The sequence below is a fragment of the Rahnella sp. Larv3_ips genome (assembly GCF_003697865.1).
Taxonomy (GTDB): Bacteria; Pseudomonadota; Gammaproteobacteria; order Enterobacterales; family Enterobacteriaceae; genus Rahnella; species Rahnella rivi.
Genome location: NZ_MJIB01000004.1, coordinates 876,988 through 897,429, shown reverse-complemented (window position 1 = coordinate 897,429; position 20,442 = coordinate 876,988). Strand labels below are relative to the sequence as shown.

The window sequence follows — 20,442 nt, the reverse complement described above, 5'->3', positions numbered from 1 at the left end:
CCTTTGGGCCCGTTTGGGCGGCGAGCCCAAGGTCTTGACGTTAAAACGCATTCGCAGCCCTTAAGTCCGGTGTGGGCGGCAACCCACATTTAGCTCTTATTTGCGGAACCTAACGATAATCATTATCATCCTCGCATTCCGTTTCTCCCCGAGGTGTTATGCGTAAGTTCTCTCCTTTATTACTGATTTCGTGCCTGCTGGTGGCCGCTGGCGCGCAGGCTAAAACCGTTACGGACATTTCCAACCGTACGGTCACGGTGCCTGATAACCCGCAGCGGATTGTGGTGGGGGAAAGCCGTATGCTGTATACGCTGGCGTTGGTGCAGGACGGCAACCCGGCGCAGCATGTGGTGGGGTGGCCGGGTGATATGGCGACGCTGGATGCGCAAAGCTGGGCAGTCTATCTGAAAGCCTTTCCTGAAATCGGCAATATCCCGCTGCTGGGGCAGAACAACTACACCCAGATGAGTGTAGAAAAGGTGATAGCGCTCAAACCGGATCTGGTGATTCTGCCGATCTACGCCAAAAAGCAAGATAACCAGGATCTGATGCAGGAAGCGCTGACCCGCGCGGGGATCCCGGTGATCTACGTCGATCTGCGTGTCGATCAACTGCATAACACGCTGCCGAGTGTGAAACTGCTGGGCGATGTGCTGAATCACCCGGAAAAAGCGGCGCGGTTTATCGCTTTTTATCAGCAACATATGAACCGCGTGCAGGAAAGAATAGCCGCGTATCACGGAAAAAGACCCACGGTGATGTTGCAGCTGCATCTTGGCCGTCGCGAGACGTGCTGCACCACGGTGTCACACGGCAATCTGGCAGATCTGCTGGCGTTCGCCGGGGGCGATAATATCGCGAAAGGGGCGTTCAAAAGCGTCTACGGCGATCTGAACCCGGAAGCGGTGATCGTCGCCAATCCGGATGTGTATATCACCACCGGCATGGCGGGGCCGGAAGGCAAAAGAGTGTCAAACCTGATGCTCGGGCCGCAGGTGACGCAGGAGGAAGCCGCGCAAAGTTTCCGTCAGGTGATGGACAAACAACCGGTGCTCTCCACGCTGAAAGCGGTGCGGGAAGGGCGTGCGTACAGCGTCTGGCATAATTTCTACCTCAGCCCGTACCACCTGGTGGATGTCGAGGTCTTTGCTAAAGCGATGTATCCGCAGTTGTTCAAAGACGTTGACCCGCAACAGACGATGCAGGATCTCTACGCTCAGTTCCTGCCGGTGCCCTTCAGCGGCACTTACTGGAGTTCCTTGCCAGCCAGATGACGCCATCTGAAAACCTTCCCTGACGCGCAGAATTTTTAAGTCCACAAGGATGTGCAGACAGGCTACCCTGAGTTCAGAGAACCTTGCCCCAAAGCCCTGCACGGACTGATTACACAGGAATCTGAATGCGTCGAAAAAATGTGAATGATTATCAGGCTTTTATCGCCGTCGCGCGTGAGCAAAGCTTTACCAAAGCGGCAGCGCAGCTCGGCGTTTCGCAGTCGGCGCTGAGCTACACCATCAGAACGCTGGAAGCCCATCTCGGGCTGCGGTTGCTGACCCGTACAACGCGCAGCGTCTCTGTCACCGAGGCGGGTGAACGTTTGCTCAGCCGCATCGGGCCTCATTTTGACGAAATCGAAAATGAGATCGCCGCCATCAGCGGGATGCGTGAAAAACCCGCTGGTACGGTCCGCATCACCGCAATTGAACATGCCGCTGAGTCCATTCTCTGGCCGAAACTGACGCCGATGCTGCTCGAATATCCGGATATTCACATTGAGATCATCAGTGAATACGGGCTGAAAGATATCGTCGCTGAACGCTATGACGCCGGTGTCCGGCTCGGCGAACAGGTGGATAAAGACATGATTTCCGTGCCCGTTGCCCCGAATTTCAGTTTTGCGGTGGTCGGATCGCCGTCTTATTTCGAAGGCAAAACGCGACCTGTCACGCCACGGGATCTGAATGAACACAGCTGCATTAAACTCCGGCTGCCCACCCACGGCGGCTTTTATGCCTGGGAGTTCAGCAAGCAGGGCGCCGAACTTAAGGTGCGTATTGACGGGCGATGTACTTTCAGCAGCATCGGGCTGATGCGACAGGCCGCGCTGGACGGGCTGGGGCTGGCCTATCTGCCCAAAGATGTGGTGGAACCGGCGCTGCAATCCGGTCAGCTGATTCAGGTATTGGCCGACTGGTCGCCGCCGCGCACGGCGTATCACCTTTATTACCCCAGCCGTCGCCAGCATTCTCCTGCTTTTGCGCTGGTGCTCGAGGCACTGCGCTACCGTCCGTAATATTCCTCACGCAAACCCATTGGGCTGATGGTTTCAGCTCAATGGCTCCTGATTAAGAAAATACCCTTCTAAGCTCATGCAGATTTATCCCTCTAATCACTTAATAGCAAAGAGATTATGATCAGCCCCCTGAACCCGTCACGGCCCCGTGTGCCGCGGCGCCGTGCATATCCACATTTCTTAACGATTAAGGTAAACCTCTCATGACACCACACGCTCTGCTTGAAGCATTTCCCTTTGCACCGGGGCTTACCCTGCGTAACCGTATTGTGATGGCGCCGATGACTACCTGGGCAGGTAACGATGATGGCACCGTCTCTGCTGAAGAAGAGGCTTATTACCGCCTGCGGGTAAAAGACGTGGGGCTGGTGATCACCGGTTGCACGCATGTTCAGCAAAACGGGATCGGCTTCACCGGCGAGTTTGCTGCGTATGATGACACTTTCATTCCCGGTTTAACGCGGCTGGCTGCGGCGGCGAAAAGCGGGGGCGCACCGGCAATCCTGCAGATTTTCCATGCCGGTGTGAAAACCCATCCGGACCTGGTGTCCGATATTGTGGCCGCAAGCGCCGTTGCCGGTGAGGCGGGGCCATTTGCGCCTGCGGTGGTACCGCGTGCACTGGCGGATCACGAAGTGGAAGATATGGTTGAGGCATTCGGTGAGGCGACCCGTCGCGCCATTGCCGCCGGTTTTGACGGCGTGGAGCTTCATGGTGCCCACGGTTTTCTGTTGCAGAATTTCTTTTCTCCCCATTTTAATCAGCGCAGCGATCGCTGGGGCGGTTCGCTGGCGCACCGGATGCGCTTCCCGCTGGCCGTTGTTTCCAAAGTGCGTGAAACCATTGCCCGCTATGCCACGCAACCTTTCCAGCTGGGTTACCGGATCACGCTTGATGAACATGAAGAGGACGGGCTGCGCATCGGGGAGTCACTGAAACTGGTGGATAGTTTGATCGACAGCGGGATCAGTTATCTGCACGTCTCGCTGGGCAATGCATTAGAGGCGCGCCCGGTTGATGCGCCGCAAGGGCCGGCAATTATTGCTATCGTGCGCGATCATCTCGCCGGTCGGATCCCGCTTATCGCTGCGGGTCAGATGAGAACGCCTGAGCAGGCTGAACAGGCGCTGGCTGCCGGCGTTTCCCTCGCGGCAATCGGGCAGGGGCTGGTGATGAATCCGGACTGGGTGAAATATGCCAAAGGCGAGGCGCAAAGCCAGATTGCGCTGGACGTTGCCGCCCCGGACGTCGCGCCACTCGCCATCCCTGAAAAGCTGTGGCGCGTCATCGAAAATACCCCCGGTTGGTTTAACGTGCGACCGGCCACCGGGTCTGTCTCGTAAGCGGAAAGTGAGAAAACACGCAGGCGCCTGGTGTGGCTGACGCCTGCGTGAAAAGATCAGAAATCCACTGCCGCCGAAAGCACCACATTGCGCGGTTCGCCTTCGATAACGCGTAAATTACCGGCGCTGGAAGCGTAATACTCTTTATCGAACAGGTTATTCACGTTTAATTTGATCTGCGTATGTTTGCCCAGCAGCTGATTATCCCAGGCGACAAACGCATCCGCCACGGTGTAATCCGGCAGGGTGAAGCTGTTTTCCGGATCGCCCGCACGGGAGCCCATATAACGCGCACCCCCACCGATGCGGAAATCACCCGGCACCTGCGACCAGCGCAGAGTGTGGCTCAGATACAGGCTGCCCATGTTGGTTGGCGCATTCACCAGGCGGTTACCAACGTTGGCGGAATTCACGTCATCTTCGGTGATTTCGGTTTTGTCATAACTGTAGCTGGCTGTCAGATCCCAGTCCTTAGCGACTTCCCCGTTAATCTCCAGCTCCGCACCGGTCGAACGCGCTTTAGGAATGTTACGCGTCACGCCGTTGATGAACACCGACATGTCCTCTTCATCGATGCGGTACACCGCCAGCGTCGCGTCCAGACGCGGTGAAATCTGCCATTTGGTGCCGACTTCATAGGTTGTGCCGCTTTCCGGCGAAGCCACATTACCGTTGTCATCCACATCGGTGGATGGCGTAAACGACTGGCTGTAGTTGGCGTAGAACGACAGATCGTCAGTCAGTTTGTACACCACGCCCACCTGCGGCAGGAATTTATCATCGGTATCGTCCAGACTTTGGGTTGGATTAACGAAACCGGAGGTCTGTTTCTGGTTGTAATGCTGATAACGCCCGCCGACCACGCCAATCCATTTATCCGTCAGATGAATGCTGTCTTTCAGATAAATTGATTTGTTGTAGAGGGTGTTCCGAAGATTGCTGTTGCTGTCGGAATAGGTGCTGCTGTTGGTGATGGGCTCAACGCCGTACACCGGCGCATACATATTGAAGGTGCTGAAGGTTTTGCCACGGTAAGAATACTGTTTGTAGGTTTCGTTTTTCTCGTAATCGACGCCAATCAGCAGGTCGTTCATTATCCCGAAGATCTCCTGATTGCCGATCCAGTCCCAGGAAGTATAGCTGGTCTGATGGTTGAATCCCCGGTTGGCATCCGCACGACGCGTCACCGCGCCGGTATCGGTGTTGACGGCGGTGGCGCGGACTTCATTGCTGTCATAGCGGCGTTGCTGCCAGGCGTAGGTCAGACGGGTTTTCCAGTCCTCGTTCAGCTGATATTCCCAGGTGGTGTTCAGGCGCTTCGTTTTGCCCCACGCGTGGTTGGCCAGTTCGTCAAGACGACGGTTGTAAGGGATATCCAGTGGTTTACCGTTGCTGAATACCGTTCCGCGATCGTAGGGAATGTCGTATTTGTATTCCTGATAACTGACGTTAAAACTGGCTTTTTCACCGAACCAGCTCAGCGAAGGGGCGAGCAGGGTGTGCGAATCGCTGCCAAAGTTACGCCAGTAATCTTCGTACTGACGTTCAGCGATCATGCGAAACGCGAAACCGTTCCCCAGCGGGCCGGTGACATCGAGCGTGCCTGCACCGCCGCCAAATCCGCCGGTCCGGCCACTGACGCGGGTATTCCATTCATACTGCGGTTTTTTGCTGATCATGTTGATCACGCCGCCGGGGTTTTGAATACCGTAAAGCAGGGAAGCGGAACCCTTGAGCACTTCAATGTGATCGATGGTGGAATCAAAGCCCAGCCCCTGATTACTGCGCACGCCGTCGATCAGGATTGAGCCGTCACTGTTGGCGCCAAATCCGCGTTTGACGAAGCCGTCTTCCGTGCCGCCCAGCGTATTCCCCTGAGCCACGCCGCTGACGAACTTCATCGCGTCATTCAGCGAGGTGACGTCGTAATCCTGGATCATCGACTGCGTGACCACGCTGACCGACTGCGGAGTTTCACTGAGCGGAGTCTCACTTTTGCTGGCGGTGGAACTCTGCGTGGCGCTGTAATCGGTGGTGTCCGGGGTATCCGCCTGTGCATTGACGGTAATGGAATCTTCAGAAGCAGGCTGCGCCGCCAGCAGCGGCGAACAATGGAGCATAGCTAACGCAATGACGGATTTTTTGAATCCGCCGTGAGCCCCGCGCGGGGCGTGCTGGTAAGACATGTGAGTAATTCCCTGAAAGAAAGTCGAACAAAGTAAATACAAATGATAACGGTTTGCATTCTAGTTTCTGGCACGGGTAAAGGGAATCAAATTGATGATGACAATAATTACAATTGAACGCGCAGGGAGAGGGAAAGGGCACCAATGCAGGTCAATGATCAGCCTGATACCGCGACTTTTCTGGCGACCGTAATGACAGGTAATTTCCTTTAATTCTCTTAATTAATCTCAATGTTAGAAATGTTAGCTACCAATTCCAACAAAATATAACAGAACATTGCCTGCTGAAATTATATTCCCGCCGATCACGTCCTGAGATTACATAAGATATTTCAGGGTTTTATTGCTAATTATCTTAGGTTTTTGATAAATGAGTAATTAAATCAACCTGTTGTTTGTTAAGTGTTTTTAAGTCATTTTTATTGATGTGAAAAAGGTTTCCTCATAATCGGTAAGGAAATTGTCGTTTATTTTTGATGTTGCGGTGATATTATAAATTTGTACCTAAATAATAATAAATACCAACCCAAACTTAACATCAGGCATGTGAGAGTCGTAATTCTATGCTCCTTCAAAAGAAAACTACCCGTCGCAAGTTTTTACTTGGGTCGCTGATGGCATTGCCTGTCGGCACCATCATGATGAAAGGGCTGTCAGCAGCAGAAGCGGCTGACATGGCTGCCCCGGATTTACTCGATTATAAACCCGTGTTTTTCAGCGCAGAGGAATGGCAATTCATTATGGCCGCCGCTGACCGTCTGATCCCCGCAGGTGGCAAAGGCAAAGCGCCGGGCGCGCTGGAAACCAATGTGCCGATCTTTATCGATCAGCAAATGCATGGCGATTTCGGTGAGGAAATCTACATGCAGGGGCCGTTTAACGTCCATGCACCGGCCACGATGGGGTATCAGATCCCGTTCCGTCCGCAGCAAATCTACAAAACCGGTATTCGCCTGGCGAACAGCTGGTGCCAGCAACATCACCAGAAAGCCTTCCATGAACTTTCCGATCAGGACAAAGAGCAGGTGCTGACGAAGTTGCAGAAGAACGACATCCGCTTTGCCGATTTGGGCGAAGAGAGTCTCGTGGCCTCGCAATTTTTCAGCGAACTGCTGTCAGACACCAAACACGGTTATCTGGCGGATCCAATCTACGGCGGTAATAAAGGGATGAAGGCGTGGATCGCCATCGGGTTCCCCGGCGCGCGCGCGAGTTTCACGGAATGGGTGAAACAGCACAACGTCCCTTACCCGCTGGGGCCTGTGAGCCTGCAAGGCGCGCGCGCCTGAGGGCCGCGTCTTATTACCGTTTCTGAAGAATGACAGGATAAAAGATGGCACAAGTAACTAAACCAGAAGTCGACGTTGTGGTTGTCGGCCTCGGCTGGGCGGGCTCGCTGATGAGCATCGAGCTGGCGATGGCGGGCCTGACGGTGCGTGCGCTGGAACGCGGCGGCGACCGCGGCTATGAAGAATTTGCCTACCCGAAGCCGGCGGATGAATACGCCTACGCGGTACGAAACAAAGTGATGGCGACCCCGGCGCAGGCCGCGGTGACCGTGCGTTACAACATGAGTGAAACCGCACTGCCGACCCGTAAATGGGGCGCATTTGCGCCAGGCACCGGCGTTGGCGGCTCGGGTCTGCACTGGACTGCGGTGCTGATCCGCCCGACACCAACCGATTTAAAACTCAAAACCTACGCAGACGAAGCCTACAAGCCAGGCATTTTGCAGGAAGACATGCGGATCATGGATTTCCCGTTCAGCTGGGATGAAATCGAGCCGTATTACACCAAGTTTGAGCACATCTGCGGGCAATCCGGTAAGACCGGCAACCTGCGCGGCCAGATTATGGAAGGCGGCGATCCGTTCGAAGGTCCGCGTTCTGAGCCATACCCGCTGCCTGCGCTGGAAGACACGCTCAACAGCAGCATGTTTGCCGAAGTCACTAAGAAGATGGGCTATCACCCGTTCCCGAACCCGTCGGCCTGCGTTTCCCGCGCCTGGACCAACCCGTACGGCAATCAGATCGCACCCTGTAACTACTGCGGTTATTGCAGTAAATACCCGTGCCTGAACTACTCGAAAGCCTCGCCGCAAACCGCCGTGATGGACGCGCTCAAACGTATGGAGAACTTCTCATATGAAGTTCACGCCAACGTGATGAAAGTCGAGCTGCACGATGACAAGAAAACCGCCAAAGGCGTGATCTATATTGATGCCGACGGCAACGAGTGTTTCCAGCCCGCCAAAATCGTGGTGCTGAGCAGCTTCCAGTTCTGCAACGTGCGCCTGATGTTGCTTTCCGGCATCGGCAAACCTTACAACCCGATCACCGAAGAAGGCGTGGTTGGGCGTAACTATGCGTTCCTGAGTAACGGCGGTTCAACGCTGTTCTTCAAAGACAAAAACTTCAACCCGTTCGCTACCGCGGGCGCCACCGGCCAGATGTTCAACGACATTTCTCCGGGCAATTTCGATGGCGCATCCCTGGGCTTTATCGGCGGTGCGAAGATCCACAGTTCTCAGGCCACCGGCACGCCAATCAGCACTTCGCTGCCAAAAGGCACGCCTGCGTGGGGCACCGGCTGGAAAGAAGGGATGGAAGAGTGGTACGGCCATTCGATGAAAATCAGCATCACCACCACCTGCCAGTCTTATCGCGACATTTATCTGGATCTCGATCCGAACTACAAAGATGAATACGGTTATCCGCTGCTGCGCATGACGTTCGACTGGAAACAGAACGAACTCAAATTGCAGCAATACCTGAAAGGCATCGTCGGCAATATCACCAAAGAGCTCAACCCGGACAGCTACAGCGAAAGCTTCCTGCCGATGGACGCGCACTTTGACCTGACCAAATACGTGTCCACGCACAACGTGGGCGGCGCGGTGATGGGTGATAACCCGAAAACCTCGGCGCTGAACAAGTTCCTGCAAAGCTGGGACGTGCATAACGTCTTTGTGCCGGGCGGAAACGCGTTCCCGCAAAACTTCCAGGCCAACCCGACGGACACCATCGGCGCGATCACCCTGATGGCGGCGCAGGCGATCAAAGATCAGTATCTTAAAAATCCTGGCCCACTGGTTCAGGCATAAGCGGAGATGAACAGAATGAAACTCAAACGTTTATTTATCGCTAACGCCTTGCTGCTGGGTGTCGGTTTTATGGCGAATGCGCAGGCGGATAACAGTTCACCGCCTGACAACGCGGCGCTGATAAAGCAGGGCGAATATGTGGCGCGTCTCGGCGACTGCGGCGCGTGCCATACGGCGGCGGGCAAACCGGCGTTTTCCGGCGGCCTGGCGATCAATTCGAATCTCGGGACGATTTATTCCACCAATATCACCCCGGACAAAGACCACGGTATTGGCGGCTACACCGAAGCGCAGTTCTCGGATGCGGTGCGCAAAGGCGTTCTGCCGGACGGCACCCGTTTGTACCCGGCGATGCCGTATCCTGATTACGCCAAAATCAATGATGAAGACATGCACGCGCTCTACGCTTACTTTATGCAGGGCGTAAAACCGAGCGCAGAACAGCCGCCGGAAACGGATCTGAGCTTCCCGTTCAGTCAGCGCTGGGGCATGCGTTTCTGGAACTGGGCGTTTGCGTCTGATAAGCCATTCCAGCCAATCGGTGGGGCATCAGAGCAGGTAAACCGTGGCGCGTATCTGGTGGAAAGTCTGGGGCATTGCGGCAGTTGCCACACGCCGCGTGGATTCGGCATGAACGAAAAAGCGCTCGACAGCAGCGACACTGATTTCCTCGCGGGCGGCAGCCTGAATAACTGGGATGTGCCTTCCCTGCGCGGCGTCGCGCACTGGAACGAACAGGAAATCATCGATTATCTCGGGACAGGGCGTAACGATAAAGCGGCAGTGGGTGGCGAAATGACGTCAGTGGTCGAGAACAGTACCGCGCACATGACCGATGACGATCTCAAAGCCATTGCCGCGTACCTCAAATTCCTGGGCGGCAATCCGCCGGTTCCGGCAGAAGACACGCAGAAAGCCAGCGCAACCGAAGCGAAACTGACGGCGGCGAAAAACCTCAGCGAAGGCGAGCGTCTGTATCTGGATAACTGCGGTGCCTGCCACTTTGTGACCGGAAAGGGCGCGCCGGGCGTGTTCCCGCAGCTGGATCAGGCCACGATTGTGAACTCACAGGATCCGACCGGGCTTATCCATACCATCCTCGCCGGTGCACAACAGCCGTCCACGGCCCGAGCGCCTTCAACGCTGGTGATGCCTGGTTTTGCAGCGCGTCTGACCGACGAAGAAGCCGCGCAGCTTGCGACCTTTATCCGTCAGGGCTGGAGCAACTCGGCACCAGCGGTATCGGCAAAAGACGTGAGCGACGTGCGTAAAACACTGGCGCACTGACGTTTTGAGTGGCAAGTCAGACAGCAAAACGGCCTTCCGAAAGGGAGGCCGTTTTTTTATCAGTTTTAAATATCAGTTTAAATATCAGGTTAAACAGTGCAAGGGATTAACCCGTTGTCGGATCAGAACATCAGCACCATCCACGGATAGCCGATGAGCATCAGGCCGCCGAGGAAGATAGCGCCGAAGATGGTGCCCAGACGCCAGTAATCTTTCGTCGGCAGGTAGCCGCTGCCGTAGTAAATCGGGCTCGGGCCGGTACCGTAAGGGGTGATGATGCCCATCACACCCAGCGAGGTCACCATCATCAGGCAGTAAACCGGCATGTTGATGCCGGGGATCGCCGCCGCAATGGTCAGCATCGCTGGTAACAGGGCGGTGGTGTGTGCGGTGGTACTGGCAAACAGATAGTGCAACAGGAAGAAGGCAATCAGCAGCATGACGGCGGCGACCTGCGGGTCGAAACCGTCGAGCAGTTGCCCGCCTTCTTTACCCAGCCAGGCGATAAAGCCAACGCGGGCCAGACCATCCGCCAGCGCGACCAGCGTGGCAAACCAGGCGAAAGTATTCCAGGCCGGTTTGTTGCTGATAATGTCGTTCCAGTTCAGCACGCCGGTCCACAACATCAGCACCACCACCAGCAGCGCGGCCAGCGCCGGTTCGATCCAGGCGGCGGCGAAAATCCACATCAGCAGCGCAGAACAGACGAAGACCAGCAGCAGGATTTCGTTACGCGACAGCTTGCCGAGTTTTTCCAGTTCACTTTTGGCCCAGCGCGGCACTTCATCATTGATCTTCACTTCCGGCGGATAGAACCAGTAAGCCAGTAACGGCATGGTGAGGATCAGCAAAACGCCGAGCGGCAGGAAGGCGAGGAACCACATGCCCCAGGAGATTTCGAATCCGGTAATGCTTTTCACCAGCGCCAGCGCCAGCAGGTTTGGCGCCAGCGCCGACAGGAACATCGAGCTGGTAATACAGGCGGCGGTAATCGCGACCCACATCAGGTAGGAACCGATTTTACGGGCGCTCGGGTCATTGGGTTTGGAGCCGTATAGCGGCGGCAGGTTGGCGATGATCGGGTAGATGGTCCCGCCGCTGCGCGCCGTGTTGGACGGCGTGAACGGTGCCAGCAGCAGATCGGCGAAGGTGATGGCATAACCCAGCGTCAGGCTGCGACGGCCAAGGTATTTCACCAGAATCAGCGCCAGACGGCGGCCAAACTGGGTCTTGTCATAGCCTGCGGCGAACATAAATGCGCCGAAGATCAGCCAGACCGTGGAGTTACCAAAACCGCTCACCGCCCATTTAAACGACTCGCTCGCCATCTTAAATTTAGGATCGGCGATTTCCGCCGGGCTGAACAACAGCCACTGGCTGAACAGGGCGATCACCACCACACCGGTCAGGCCGATCACCGCGCCAGGCAGGGGTTCAAAAATCAGCCCCACAATGACCCCGACAAAGATGGCAAAGAAATGCCAGGCATACGGCTGAAGGCCGGAAGGTACTGGTGTGAGCAGCAGGATAATTGCCACCAGCACCGGAAGGAACAGCATGATCAAACGTTTTTTCACTCCGGCAGAGGCAGGAGCGGCCTTTGCGGGGTCATTCAAAGTGGATGTGGGTTTCATAGTTTTTTCTGCCAGTTATTGAAAGTGAGCATCGCGCCCCCGGATATCTATGATGTTTTTTACGCTTGCGTTTGGGTAATAAATGACTGCTGTGGATATTTCACGATGACAGTTGAAATACATTAATGTTTCTTCGTGAACAGGGAGACGTAATACTCTCATTCAGGCGTTATGGCACCCGGCGGATATTATCCTCAGCCAGAATGACGCCCGGATGAATTCCTATTTAACTTAGTAGCATTACATTGTGTAAGGTTATTATTTTGATCAGAAAACCTGCTCTATGAAATGTAGAGTAAATTTTGGCAAAAGCCAAACTGAGGGCATAACCTGCTGATTTTGTTCGTGGGTTTTTCCATGTTAATCAAAAGTTGATTTTTGTCAACTCATGGTTAACAATTGGAGGGGATATTCGCATTAACGCTGGGTAATTAAACAACTCCCGTCCATCAGACCTTTTACATCACATTATTTCTGCTATATGAGCAGAAAGCAGCAAAGCATTTCTATATTTATCACCTGCACCGGATAACTTATTTTAGCGGTAAGTCATTCGCCCACGAAAAGAAATCCAGGCGTTTACATTTTGGAGTTGATTACAATGAATAAGCTCACCCCGGTTCTTAAACCGCTCACGTTGCCCAACGGCGCTGTGCTGAAAAACCGTTTACTGATGGCACCGATGACCACCTGTACCGGCTTCTACGACGGCACGGTGACCAGTGAGCTGGTCGAGTATTACCGCGATCGCGCTGGCAGCATCGGCACTATCATCGTTGAGTGTTGCTTCATTGATCGTCTGGGACCGGCGTTTCCCGGCGCGATTGCCATCGACAGCGACAACAAAATCGCCGGTCTGAAAAAAATCGCCGACGCCATCAAATCAAAAGGCTCTAAAGCCATTTTGCAAATTTATCACGGCGGCAGAATGGTGGAGCCGGAGCTTATCGGCGGCAGAACGCCCGTCGCACCCAGCGCCATCGCCGCGCCGCGTGAAGGCGCGACCACGCCTAAAGAGCTGTCCGGTGAAGAAGTTGATGTGATGATCACCAAATTTGGTGATGCGGTGAACCGCGCCATCAAAGCCGGTTTCGACGGCGTGGAGATCCACGGCGCCAACACTTACCTGATCCAGCAGTTTTACTCGCCAAACTCCAACCAGCGCACCGACAAATGGGGCGGCGACCGCGATAAGCGCGCCACATTCCCGCTGGAAGTGCTCGAGATCACCCACAAAATGGCGAAGCGCTTCGCCGACGACAACTTCATTATCGGTTACCGTTTCTCGCCGGAAGAGCTGGAAGTGCCCGGCATCCGGTTTGACGACACTATGTATTTGCTGGAAAAACTGGCTGCGCGCGGGCTGGACTACGTGCATTTCTCCGTCGGCCAGTTGCTGCGTCCTTCTATCGTAGACACCACCGACCCGACACCGCTCATCACCAAATACCGCGCCATGCGTTCTGAAACGCTGGCAAAAGTGCCGGTGATTGGTGTTGGCGGCGTGGTTAACAAAGCGGATGCGGAGAAAGGGCTGGAGTACGGTTTTGATCTGGTCGCGGTAGGCAAAGCGTGCATCGCCTATCCGGACTGGGCCGACCGCATTATCAACAACGATCATCTGGAACTGTTCATCGACAGCAACAAACGCGAGGCGCTGAACATTCCTGAGCCGTTGTGGCGCTTCTCACTGGTTGACGCCATGATCCGCGACACCAGCGTGACAGGCCGTAAATATAAAGCCGGCGTATATCAGGAAAAAGTGGAAGCCGAAGCGCTGAAGCTGAAAATCAGCGTTACGCTCGATACCGACCGTATTACCGATATTACTCTGGTGAAAGATGACACCCTCGACGTCGATTTCACCACCACCTTTGAACAGTTGCGCACACGTATTCTGGTTGCCAACAGCCCGCACGTTGATGCCATCACCGGCGCGACCACCCAGAGTGAGGCGCTGAAAAAAGCCGTTTCCCGCGCCTTAACCACCTCCAGCAAAGAGCACGTGATTGAAGAAGGCGGTAACCCTCAGGCACCGCAGAACTTCGATGTGGTGATTGTCGGCAGCGGCGGCGCAGGTCTGGCGGCCGCCATTCAGGCGCATGATGAAGGCGCGCATGTCGTCATTATCGAAAAAATGCCTACCATCGGGGGCAACACCATTAAAGCCTCTGTGGGCATGAACGCGGCAGAAACCCGGTTCCAGAAACTCAAAGGCATCGAGGACAGCAAAGAGCTGTTCTATGACGAAACCCTGAAAGGCGGCAAGTTCAAGAACAACCCGGAACTGCTCAGGGAGTTCGTTGAGCTGGCACCGGAAGCCATCGAGTGGCTGGCGGCGAAAGAGATCGAGCTGAACGATATCACCATCACCGGCGGCATGAGCATTGACCGTACCCACCGTCCGCAGGATCGCTCCGCCGTCGGCGGCTTCCTGATCAGCGGTCTGGTGAAAAACGTCAATAAGCGCGATATCGAAGTGCTGCTCGAAACCTCTGTGGCGGAAATCCTGTATGAAAACGGCGCAGTGACCGGCGTGAAAGTGGTGGATGAATACAACGACAGCCGTATTCTGAACGCCAAAAGCGTGATTGTGGCGACCGGCGGTTTCAGTGCTAACCGCGAAATGGTGGTGAAATATCGCCCTGAGCTGGACGGCTTTGTGACCACTAACCACAAAGGCGCCACCGGCAGCGGCATCGCCATGCTGCAAAAAATCGGGGCGGATACCGTCGATATGGGCGAGATCCAGATCCACCCGACCGTTGAACAAACCACGTCATACCTGATTTCTGAATCCATTCGCGGCGGCGGGGCGATCCTGGTGAGCCAGGCGGGCAAGCGTTTCTACAATGAAATGGAAACCCGCGACAAAGTGTCGGCGGAAATCATCGCGCTGCCGGAGAAAAGCGCGTGGGTGATCTTTGATGAACAGGTACGGGCAAACAACAAAGCGGCTGACGAGTATATCGCCAAAGGCTTTGTACTCAGCGCGCCGACGCCGGAAGAACTGGCGGTGAAGCTGAACATGAACCCGCATGATCTGGCCGAAACGCTGGAACGTTACAATCTGTTCGTGGTGGCCAAAAAAGACGAAGATTTTGGGCGTACCACTGCGCTGCGTCATCCGCTTAATCAGGGGCCATTCTTTGCCATCCGCATCGCGCCGGGCGTGCATCATACGATGGGCGGCGTGGTCATCAACACTGACACGGCGGTGCTTGATAGCCAGAAACAGCCGATTACCGGCGCCTGGGCGGCCGGTGAAGTGGCGGGCGGTATCCACGGTGCAAACCGCATCGGCGGTAACGCGGTGGCCGATATTATCATCTTCGGTATTCTGGCGGGACGTAACGCGGCCGCGCTGGCGCGGGGATAAATTCATAAGGTGAACAATGAAAAACCACGCTTCGGCGTGGTTTTTTTATGACGGGGCAAAATGCCTGTGCCTGCCGCAGAAACAAAAACGTCCACCCGGAAGGGCGGACGTTTTCAGACGTTCCGGGCGTTTATCTTAACCGATTAACGGTAGACCAGACCCACGATGGACGCCGACAGCAGGCTGACCAGCGTCGCGCCGACCAGCAGGCGGAAAGCAGCACGGGCCACCATGTTGCCCTGAACTTCTTCGATACTTTTCACCGCACCGGCAATAATACCGACGGTAGAAATGTTAGCGAAAGACACCAGGAAGACGGACAGGATCGCCACGGTACGGGGCTCGAGATGCGCAATCAGATCTTTCATCTGCAACATCGCCACGAATTCGTTGGCGACGATTTTCGTCCCCATGATGCTGCCTGCGGTGAGGGAGTCCTGGCTGACAATGCCGGTTAACCAGGCGATCGGGTAGAACAGATAACCGATGATGTCCTGGAAGCTCTTACCAAAACCGCCCATGAAGATGGCATTGATCATCGCCAGCAGGGCGTTGAAACCCACCAGCATGGCCGCCACGATCATCGCCATTTTGAAGCCCGCCATGATGTACTCGCCCAGCATTTCTACGAAGCTGTGTTTCGGTACATTGAGTTTAGGCATTTCGTTATCGGCTTCATCGGAATACGGGTTCACCACCTGTAAAACGGCAAAAGTGGACAGCATATTCAGGATCAGCGAAAGCATCACATAACGCGGCTCAAGCAGGGTCATGTAAGAACCGACAATGGACATGGACACGGTGGAAATGGCGGTCGCCGATAATGTATACATGCGGCGTTCATTCAGGTGCGGAACAATATCTTTAATAGCGATAAAGTTTTCAGACTGACCGACCAATAAAGAACTCACGGCATTAAAAGATTCCAGGCGTGGCATTCCGTTAATCTTAGATAACAGATAACCGATCCCTTTAATCATTAGCGGTAATATACGCAGGTGCTGGAGAATACCAATCAGCGCGGAAATAAAGATGATTGGACATAATACGAATAAGAAGAAGCTGAACTGATTATCATTAACCAGACCGCCGAAGACGAAATCAGTCCCTACACGCGCGTAGCTCATCAGGTTAGTGAACACGCCGGAGAGGCCTGAAATCAGGTAAACGCCCGCCTGGCTGTACAGCAGAACCCAGGCCAGCACGATTTCGATCACCAAAATTTGCACGACGTAGCGCAGCTTAACACCGCGTTTGTTGTAGCTAATCAACCAGCCAATACCGAATATCATTATAAGGCTAAGTAAAAAATGCAATATATTTGACGTCATCGAGATTCCAATGGATGTGAGTGGTGTTTTAAAGCGCGAACTATAACAGCAACCTCACAAAACTCATTCTATTTTTTCATTCCGTTGCGCACAGGTAATCGATTGCGTTCAAAAAAGAAACAATCGGCGTCGGCTATTTAAAATAACGCACCGAAGTGGTGAGATTTTTATTACCACGCACTCATTTGGTGACAGGAATTATATTATGCGGTGCAATTTTCCCTGAAATACTGCCGGCACATCGCGGGGCTGGCCTTCTTATTTTACCGGCATATCAGCGTGCCGGGCGCTTTCGGGGATCAGCCAAACGCAGCGTTTAATGCTTTGATAAAACTGCGTATTTTTACCGTCTGCCGTAAGCCGGGTGATGTCAGAACGTGCATCGGGCGTGAAGGGCATGCGTAATCTGGCAGCACCTGAATCAGCCGTCCGGCACTGATTTCACCTCTTAATACGTCTTCCGGCCCCTGCGTCACGCCATAGCCTTTGATTGCGGCGTGCAAAAGCGCCCGCCAGTCGTTGGACCTGAAGCGGCCTTCAGGGTGAACTTCCCAGGTTTTTCCGTCTTTTAAAAACAGCCAGCGGCAGGGCGATTGCGGCGACCAGACGCCGTACACCAGGCAGGCGTGAAGTGCCAGGGCATCCGGCGTCGCCGGGGTGCCGTGCTGTGCGAGATATTCCGGCGAGGCGCAGGCAATCAGGCGGTAAGGGCGCAGGGGATGGGCAATCAGCGGGCTGTCTTGCAGTTCACCGATGCGCACAATCACCTCATAACCCTCCTCGATCGGATCCACCCGGCGATCGGTCAGCGTCAGCTCGACTTGTGTGCCGGGATACTGATCCAGATATTGCGTAATAAAAGGCGCCAGCATGGAGGCGCCAAACGTCACCGGAGCATTGACGCGGATAATACCGGAGGGGGTGGCCTTCATTTCCATCGCGATGGCATCTGCTGCCTCGGCCTCCGCGAGCACGATTTTACAGCGTTCATAATAACTGCGGCCAATGTCCGTCAGGCTCTGGCGACGGGTAGTGCGATTGAGCAGCGTGGTCCCCAGTCGCAACTCCAGCCGGGAAATATGCTTCGCCACCATCTGCGGGGAGAGGCGCAATGCCTCCGCCGCCGAAGCGAACGAACCCAGCTCAGCGGCTTTGACGAAAACATTCATGCTGGTCAGTCGGTCCAAGATTCACTCCTGTTTGTTGTTTGTCTGTGCCGATAATGAGTATTTATCAACTCCGGGTGTCGAATTATTCTTAACCTTCTGACCAACAATTGAAAGGTGAAATCATGAAAATCGGCATTATCGGCGCAGGGTTCGTGGGACGTGCGGTGGCAAAACTGGCGATCAAGGCCGGCCATCAGGTCATGCTCAGTAATTCACGGGGGCCACAGACGTTGTTCAGTCTCAGGCCGATGCTCGGATGCGAAATTGGCACAACCACGCAAGCCGCGCTCTTTGGTGACATTGTGGTGATTGCCGTGCCGCTGACCGCCATCGGGCAACTTCCGGCGGAGGAGCTTGCGGGGAAATCACTCATTGATGCCGTGAATTATTATCCTGAACGCGACGGGCAGGTGCCTGAACTTGATTCGCAGTCCACGACGACCAGTGAATATCTGCACAGTTTTCTGCCACTTTCACACATCACCAAGGCCTTCAACGCCATTCAGATGACGGATCTTGAAAGCGACGGTCTGCCTGCCGGTGACCCGGCACGTCGCGCATTGCCGCTGGCCGGTGACGATGAGGCAACGAAACGTCTGGTCGCCGGGCTTTACGATGAATTTGGTTTTGACGCCTTCGATGCAGGTGCACTTTCCGAAGGCTGGCGCTTTCAGCGCGGCATGCCATGTTATTGCGTGCGGATGACTACAACGGAACTGAAAAAAGCCATAGAGAATGCGCAGCGGCCAGAGGCGGTTTAACGGGGAATGAGGGAGAGTGTGCCGGGCAGGCAGTGGTGTGCGTTGTTATTACCGGGGTTCTTAATTCATTAGCTTAATAAAAATCCACGCCCAGACGTGGATTTTTATTTTCAACCTGTGCTCTGGTTTACTTAATTTCAGTCACGAAGTTTTCACGGCTGCGACGGACTTTTTTCAGGTTTACCAGCCAGTCACCTTCGTTGGCACGGTATCCCAGCGGCAGCATGACGACGCTGCGTAAGTTCTTCGATTTCAGATCGAGGATTTCATCAACGACGGTAGGATCAAACCCTTCCATCGGCGTGGCGTCGACTTCTTCAAACGCGGCGGCGATAAGCGCAGCACCCAGCCCGATGTATGCCTGACGGGCAGCAGCCTGATAGTTGGCTTCGGTTCCACGATCGGCGACGATGCCCAACAGCATCTGACGATAGTTTTCCCACCCTTCATTTTTGAAACCACGGATGTCATTGGTCAGATCGAACATCATATTCACCCGCTCTGCGGTGATATCGTCCCACGCCGCAAACACCAGCAGGTGAGAACAGTCGGTGACCTGCGCCTGATCCCAGGCCACGTTTCTGATTTTTGCGCGGATATCCGGGTTGGTCACCACGAAGAGTTCAAAGGGTTGCAGCCCGCTTGAGGTTGGCGCCAGGCGCACGGCTTCTACGATACGGTCGATTTTTTCGTCAGAGACACTTTTCGTCGCATCAAATTTTTTGGTCGCGTAGCGCCATTCCAGTCTTTCGTTTAAGGTCGTCATCTTGTTTTCCTGAAGGATAAATGCAGAAGCAGTGCGTTGATACGATGGGGGTTTCAGTCTCCCAGCGCGTGGAAGATAATCGCATGATCCGATGGCGAAATTTTATGAATTTGAGCCCTGCGGCGGTAACACCGGGTAAACCGTATTCTCTTCCTAAGCTGCTGAATAATGTCGCGCTAATTCACTGTGCCCCTTTACATTGACCCCAGGTGGGTCTGTTTAATTTTCAATGTCTGTTGTTACAATGAGATGAATTATCCCGTTAATAACGCATGGGTAATTTATCTGAAAGAACGGCGGATTTTCTTTTGTGATAATGGATATTGTCACCCGCTGAAGTGAGCTATTTATTTCAAAAAGTTGATGAGTTTACCACGGCGTTTTGCTTTCAATTTTATGTAGCTTGCTTCCTTTTAGATGCGGCCTGAACGCGGCTCTTGTGTTGAATAATATCGAATGATCGTCTAAACGTTTAAGTGCAGGTTAAGCGCTATTTGAGTCTTAATACAAAACAAAGGTGAGTTATGGTTAATAATACGCAACAGGATATCTCTGACGATCTTTCTGCGTTCGTTGGAACCCATTTCGTATATACCTATGATAATGGGTGGAAATATGAATGGTACGCACGTAACGATAATACCTGCGATTACCGTATTCATCAGGGGCTGGTGGGTGGCCGTTGGGTAACCAATCAAAAGATGAATGCCGTGCAGTTCGCGCCGGGGATTTACAAGGTTGACTGGCACGAGCCGACAGGAACTTGCGTCAGCTTGCTGTTTGATCTGCAAAGAGAAATTGTTCATGGCACCATCTTCTTCCCGCAATGGATCGCAGGTGAAGGTCAGCATCCGGAAAAAACCATCTGCTATCAGAATGAATTTATTGAAGATATGCACAGATTCCGTGATGAAGGCCCGGCATATCCTTACGTCGTTATCCCGGAATTTGCCACGGTGACCTACATGAAAAATGAAGGGCCTGATAACGATGCCGTTATCAACATGCCACCGGGGCAAATGCCTGCCGATTTCTTTGATGGCAAATAATTTCCCCAACCAAACGTTTGGATATGTCATCTTCTGAACGTCAGAGTGACTCAGCAGCCTTTCGCACTGTCTGAGCGGGCATTACCGTCCTGTACGGAAATGCCCGGCTAATTGAATTTACGTCCTCAAAATCCAGTACAC

General features: G+C 54.0%; 14 protein-coding genes. 9 read left to right on the top strand and 5 right to left on the bottom strand.

All coding sequences use genetic code 11. From position 1 onward, the window contains the following. Positions 1-158: 158 nt before the first annotated feature. From ED901_RS06440 to ED901_RS06430, 3 genes are all read left to right on the top strand, one after another. Positions 159-1,274, top strand: a complete 1,116-nt coding sequence (locus ED901_RS06440) for an ABC transporter substrate-binding protein (RefSeq protein ID WP_122095356.1) — start codon at positions 159-161, stop codon at positions 1,272-1,274. 125 nt (positions 1,275-1,399) lie between these two features. Then, on the top strand, positions 1,400-2,293 hold the full coding sequence (locus tag ED901_RS06435) for a LysR family transcriptional regulator (protein WP_122095355.1): 894 nt from the start codon (positions 1,400-1,402) through the stop codon (positions 2,291-2,293). A gap of 203 nt (positions 2,294-2,496) precedes the next feature. Continuing rightward, complete coding sequence (locus tag ED901_RS06430; protein ID WP_122095354.1) at positions 2,497-3,636, top strand: NADH-dependent flavin oxidoreductase; 1,140 nt, start codon at positions 2,497-2,499, stop codon at positions 3,634-3,636. Between the two features lie 56 nt (positions 3,637-3,692). Here ED901_RS06430 and ED901_RS06425 read toward each other — a convergent pair whose 3' ends face one another. Further along, on the bottom strand, positions 3,693-5,756 hold the full coding sequence (locus ED901_RS06425) for a TonB-dependent siderophore receptor (protein WP_122095632.1): 2,064 nt from the start codon (positions 5,754-5,756) through the stop codon (positions 3,693-3,695). A 629-nt stretch (positions 5,757-6,385) separates the two neighbouring features. Here ED901_RS06425 and ED901_RS06420 point away from each other — a divergent pair. The 3 genes from ED901_RS06420 to ED901_RS06410 are packed head-to-tail and all read left to right on the top strand — an operon-like array spanning position 6,386 to position 10,212. After that, positions 6,386-7,111, top strand: a complete 726-nt coding sequence (locus ED901_RS06420; RefSeq protein WP_122095353.1) for a gluconate 2-dehydrogenase subunit 3 family protein — start codon at positions 6,386-6,388, stop codon at positions 7,109-7,111. 44 nt (positions 7,112-7,155) lie between these two features. After that, positions 7,156-8,925 (top strand): GMC family oxidoreductase, encoded by a 1,770-nt coding sequence (locus ED901_RS06415; RefSeq protein WP_122095352.1) that lies wholly within the window; start codon positions 7,156-7,158, stop codon positions 8,923-8,925. Between the two features lie 15 nt (positions 8,926-8,940). Next, on the top strand, positions 8,941-10,212 hold the full coding sequence (locus ED901_RS06410; RefSeq protein WP_371414288.1) for a cytochrome c: 1,272 nt from the start codon (positions 8,941-8,943) through the stop codon (positions 10,210-10,212). 122 nt (positions 10,213-10,334) lie between these two features. Here ED901_RS06410 and ED901_RS06405 read toward each other — a convergent pair whose 3' ends face one another. Beyond that, positions 10,335-11,846 (bottom strand): anion permease, encoded by a 1,512-nt coding sequence (locus tag ED901_RS06405; protein ID WP_122095350.1) that lies wholly within the window; start codon positions 11,844-11,846, stop codon positions 10,335-10,337. A gap of 601 nt (positions 11,847-12,447) precedes the next feature. Between ED901_RS06405 and ED901_RS06400 the strand changes: the two genes are divergently transcribed. Next, positions 12,448-15,225, top strand: coding sequence for a flavocytochrome c (locus ED901_RS06400; RefSeq protein WP_056777777.1), 2,778 nt, complete (start codon positions 12,448-12,450; stop codon positions 15,223-15,225). Between the two features lie 143 nt (positions 15,226-15,368). Here ED901_RS06400 and ED901_RS06395 read toward each other — a convergent pair whose 3' ends face one another. Both ED901_RS06395 and ED901_RS06390 read right to left on the bottom strand, forming a co-directional pair. Next, positions 15,369-16,556 (bottom strand): NupC/NupG family nucleoside CNT transporter, encoded by a 1,188-nt coding sequence (locus ED901_RS06395; RefSeq protein ID WP_122095349.1) that lies wholly within the window; start codon positions 16,554-16,556, stop codon positions 15,369-15,371. A gap of 299 nt (positions 16,557-16,855) precedes the next feature. Continuing rightward, positions 16,856-17,743, bottom strand: a complete 888-nt coding sequence (locus tag ED901_RS06390) for a LysR family transcriptional regulator (protein WP_056777769.1) — start codon at positions 17,741-17,743, stop codon at positions 16,856-16,858. A gap of 104 nt (positions 17,744-17,847) precedes the next feature. Between ED901_RS06390 and ED901_RS06385 the strand changes: the two genes are divergently transcribed. Beyond that, the gene (locus tag ED901_RS06385; protein ID WP_122095348.1) at positions 17,848-18,486 is read left to right on the top strand and encodes an NADPH-dependent F420 reductase; all 639 of its coding nucleotides are present in this window, start codon (positions 17,848-17,850) and stop codon (positions 18,484-18,486) included. Between the two features lie 127 nt (positions 18,487-18,613). Here ED901_RS06385 and ED901_RS06380 read toward each other — a convergent pair whose 3' ends face one another. Further along, on the bottom strand, positions 18,614-19,252 hold the full coding sequence (locus ED901_RS06380) for an NAD(P)H-dependent oxidoreductase (RefSeq protein ID WP_122095347.1): 639 nt from the start codon (positions 19,250-19,252) through the stop codon (positions 18,614-18,616). A gap of 524 nt (positions 19,253-19,776) precedes the next feature. Between ED901_RS06380 and ED901_RS06375 the strand changes: the two genes are divergently transcribed. Then, the gene (locus tag ED901_RS06375) at positions 19,777-20,301 is read left to right on the top strand and encodes a phenolic acid decarboxylase (protein ID WP_056777759.1); all 525 of its coding nucleotides are present in this window, start codon (positions 19,777-19,779) and stop codon (positions 20,299-20,301) included. Positions 20,302-20,442: the final 141 nt, after the last annotated feature.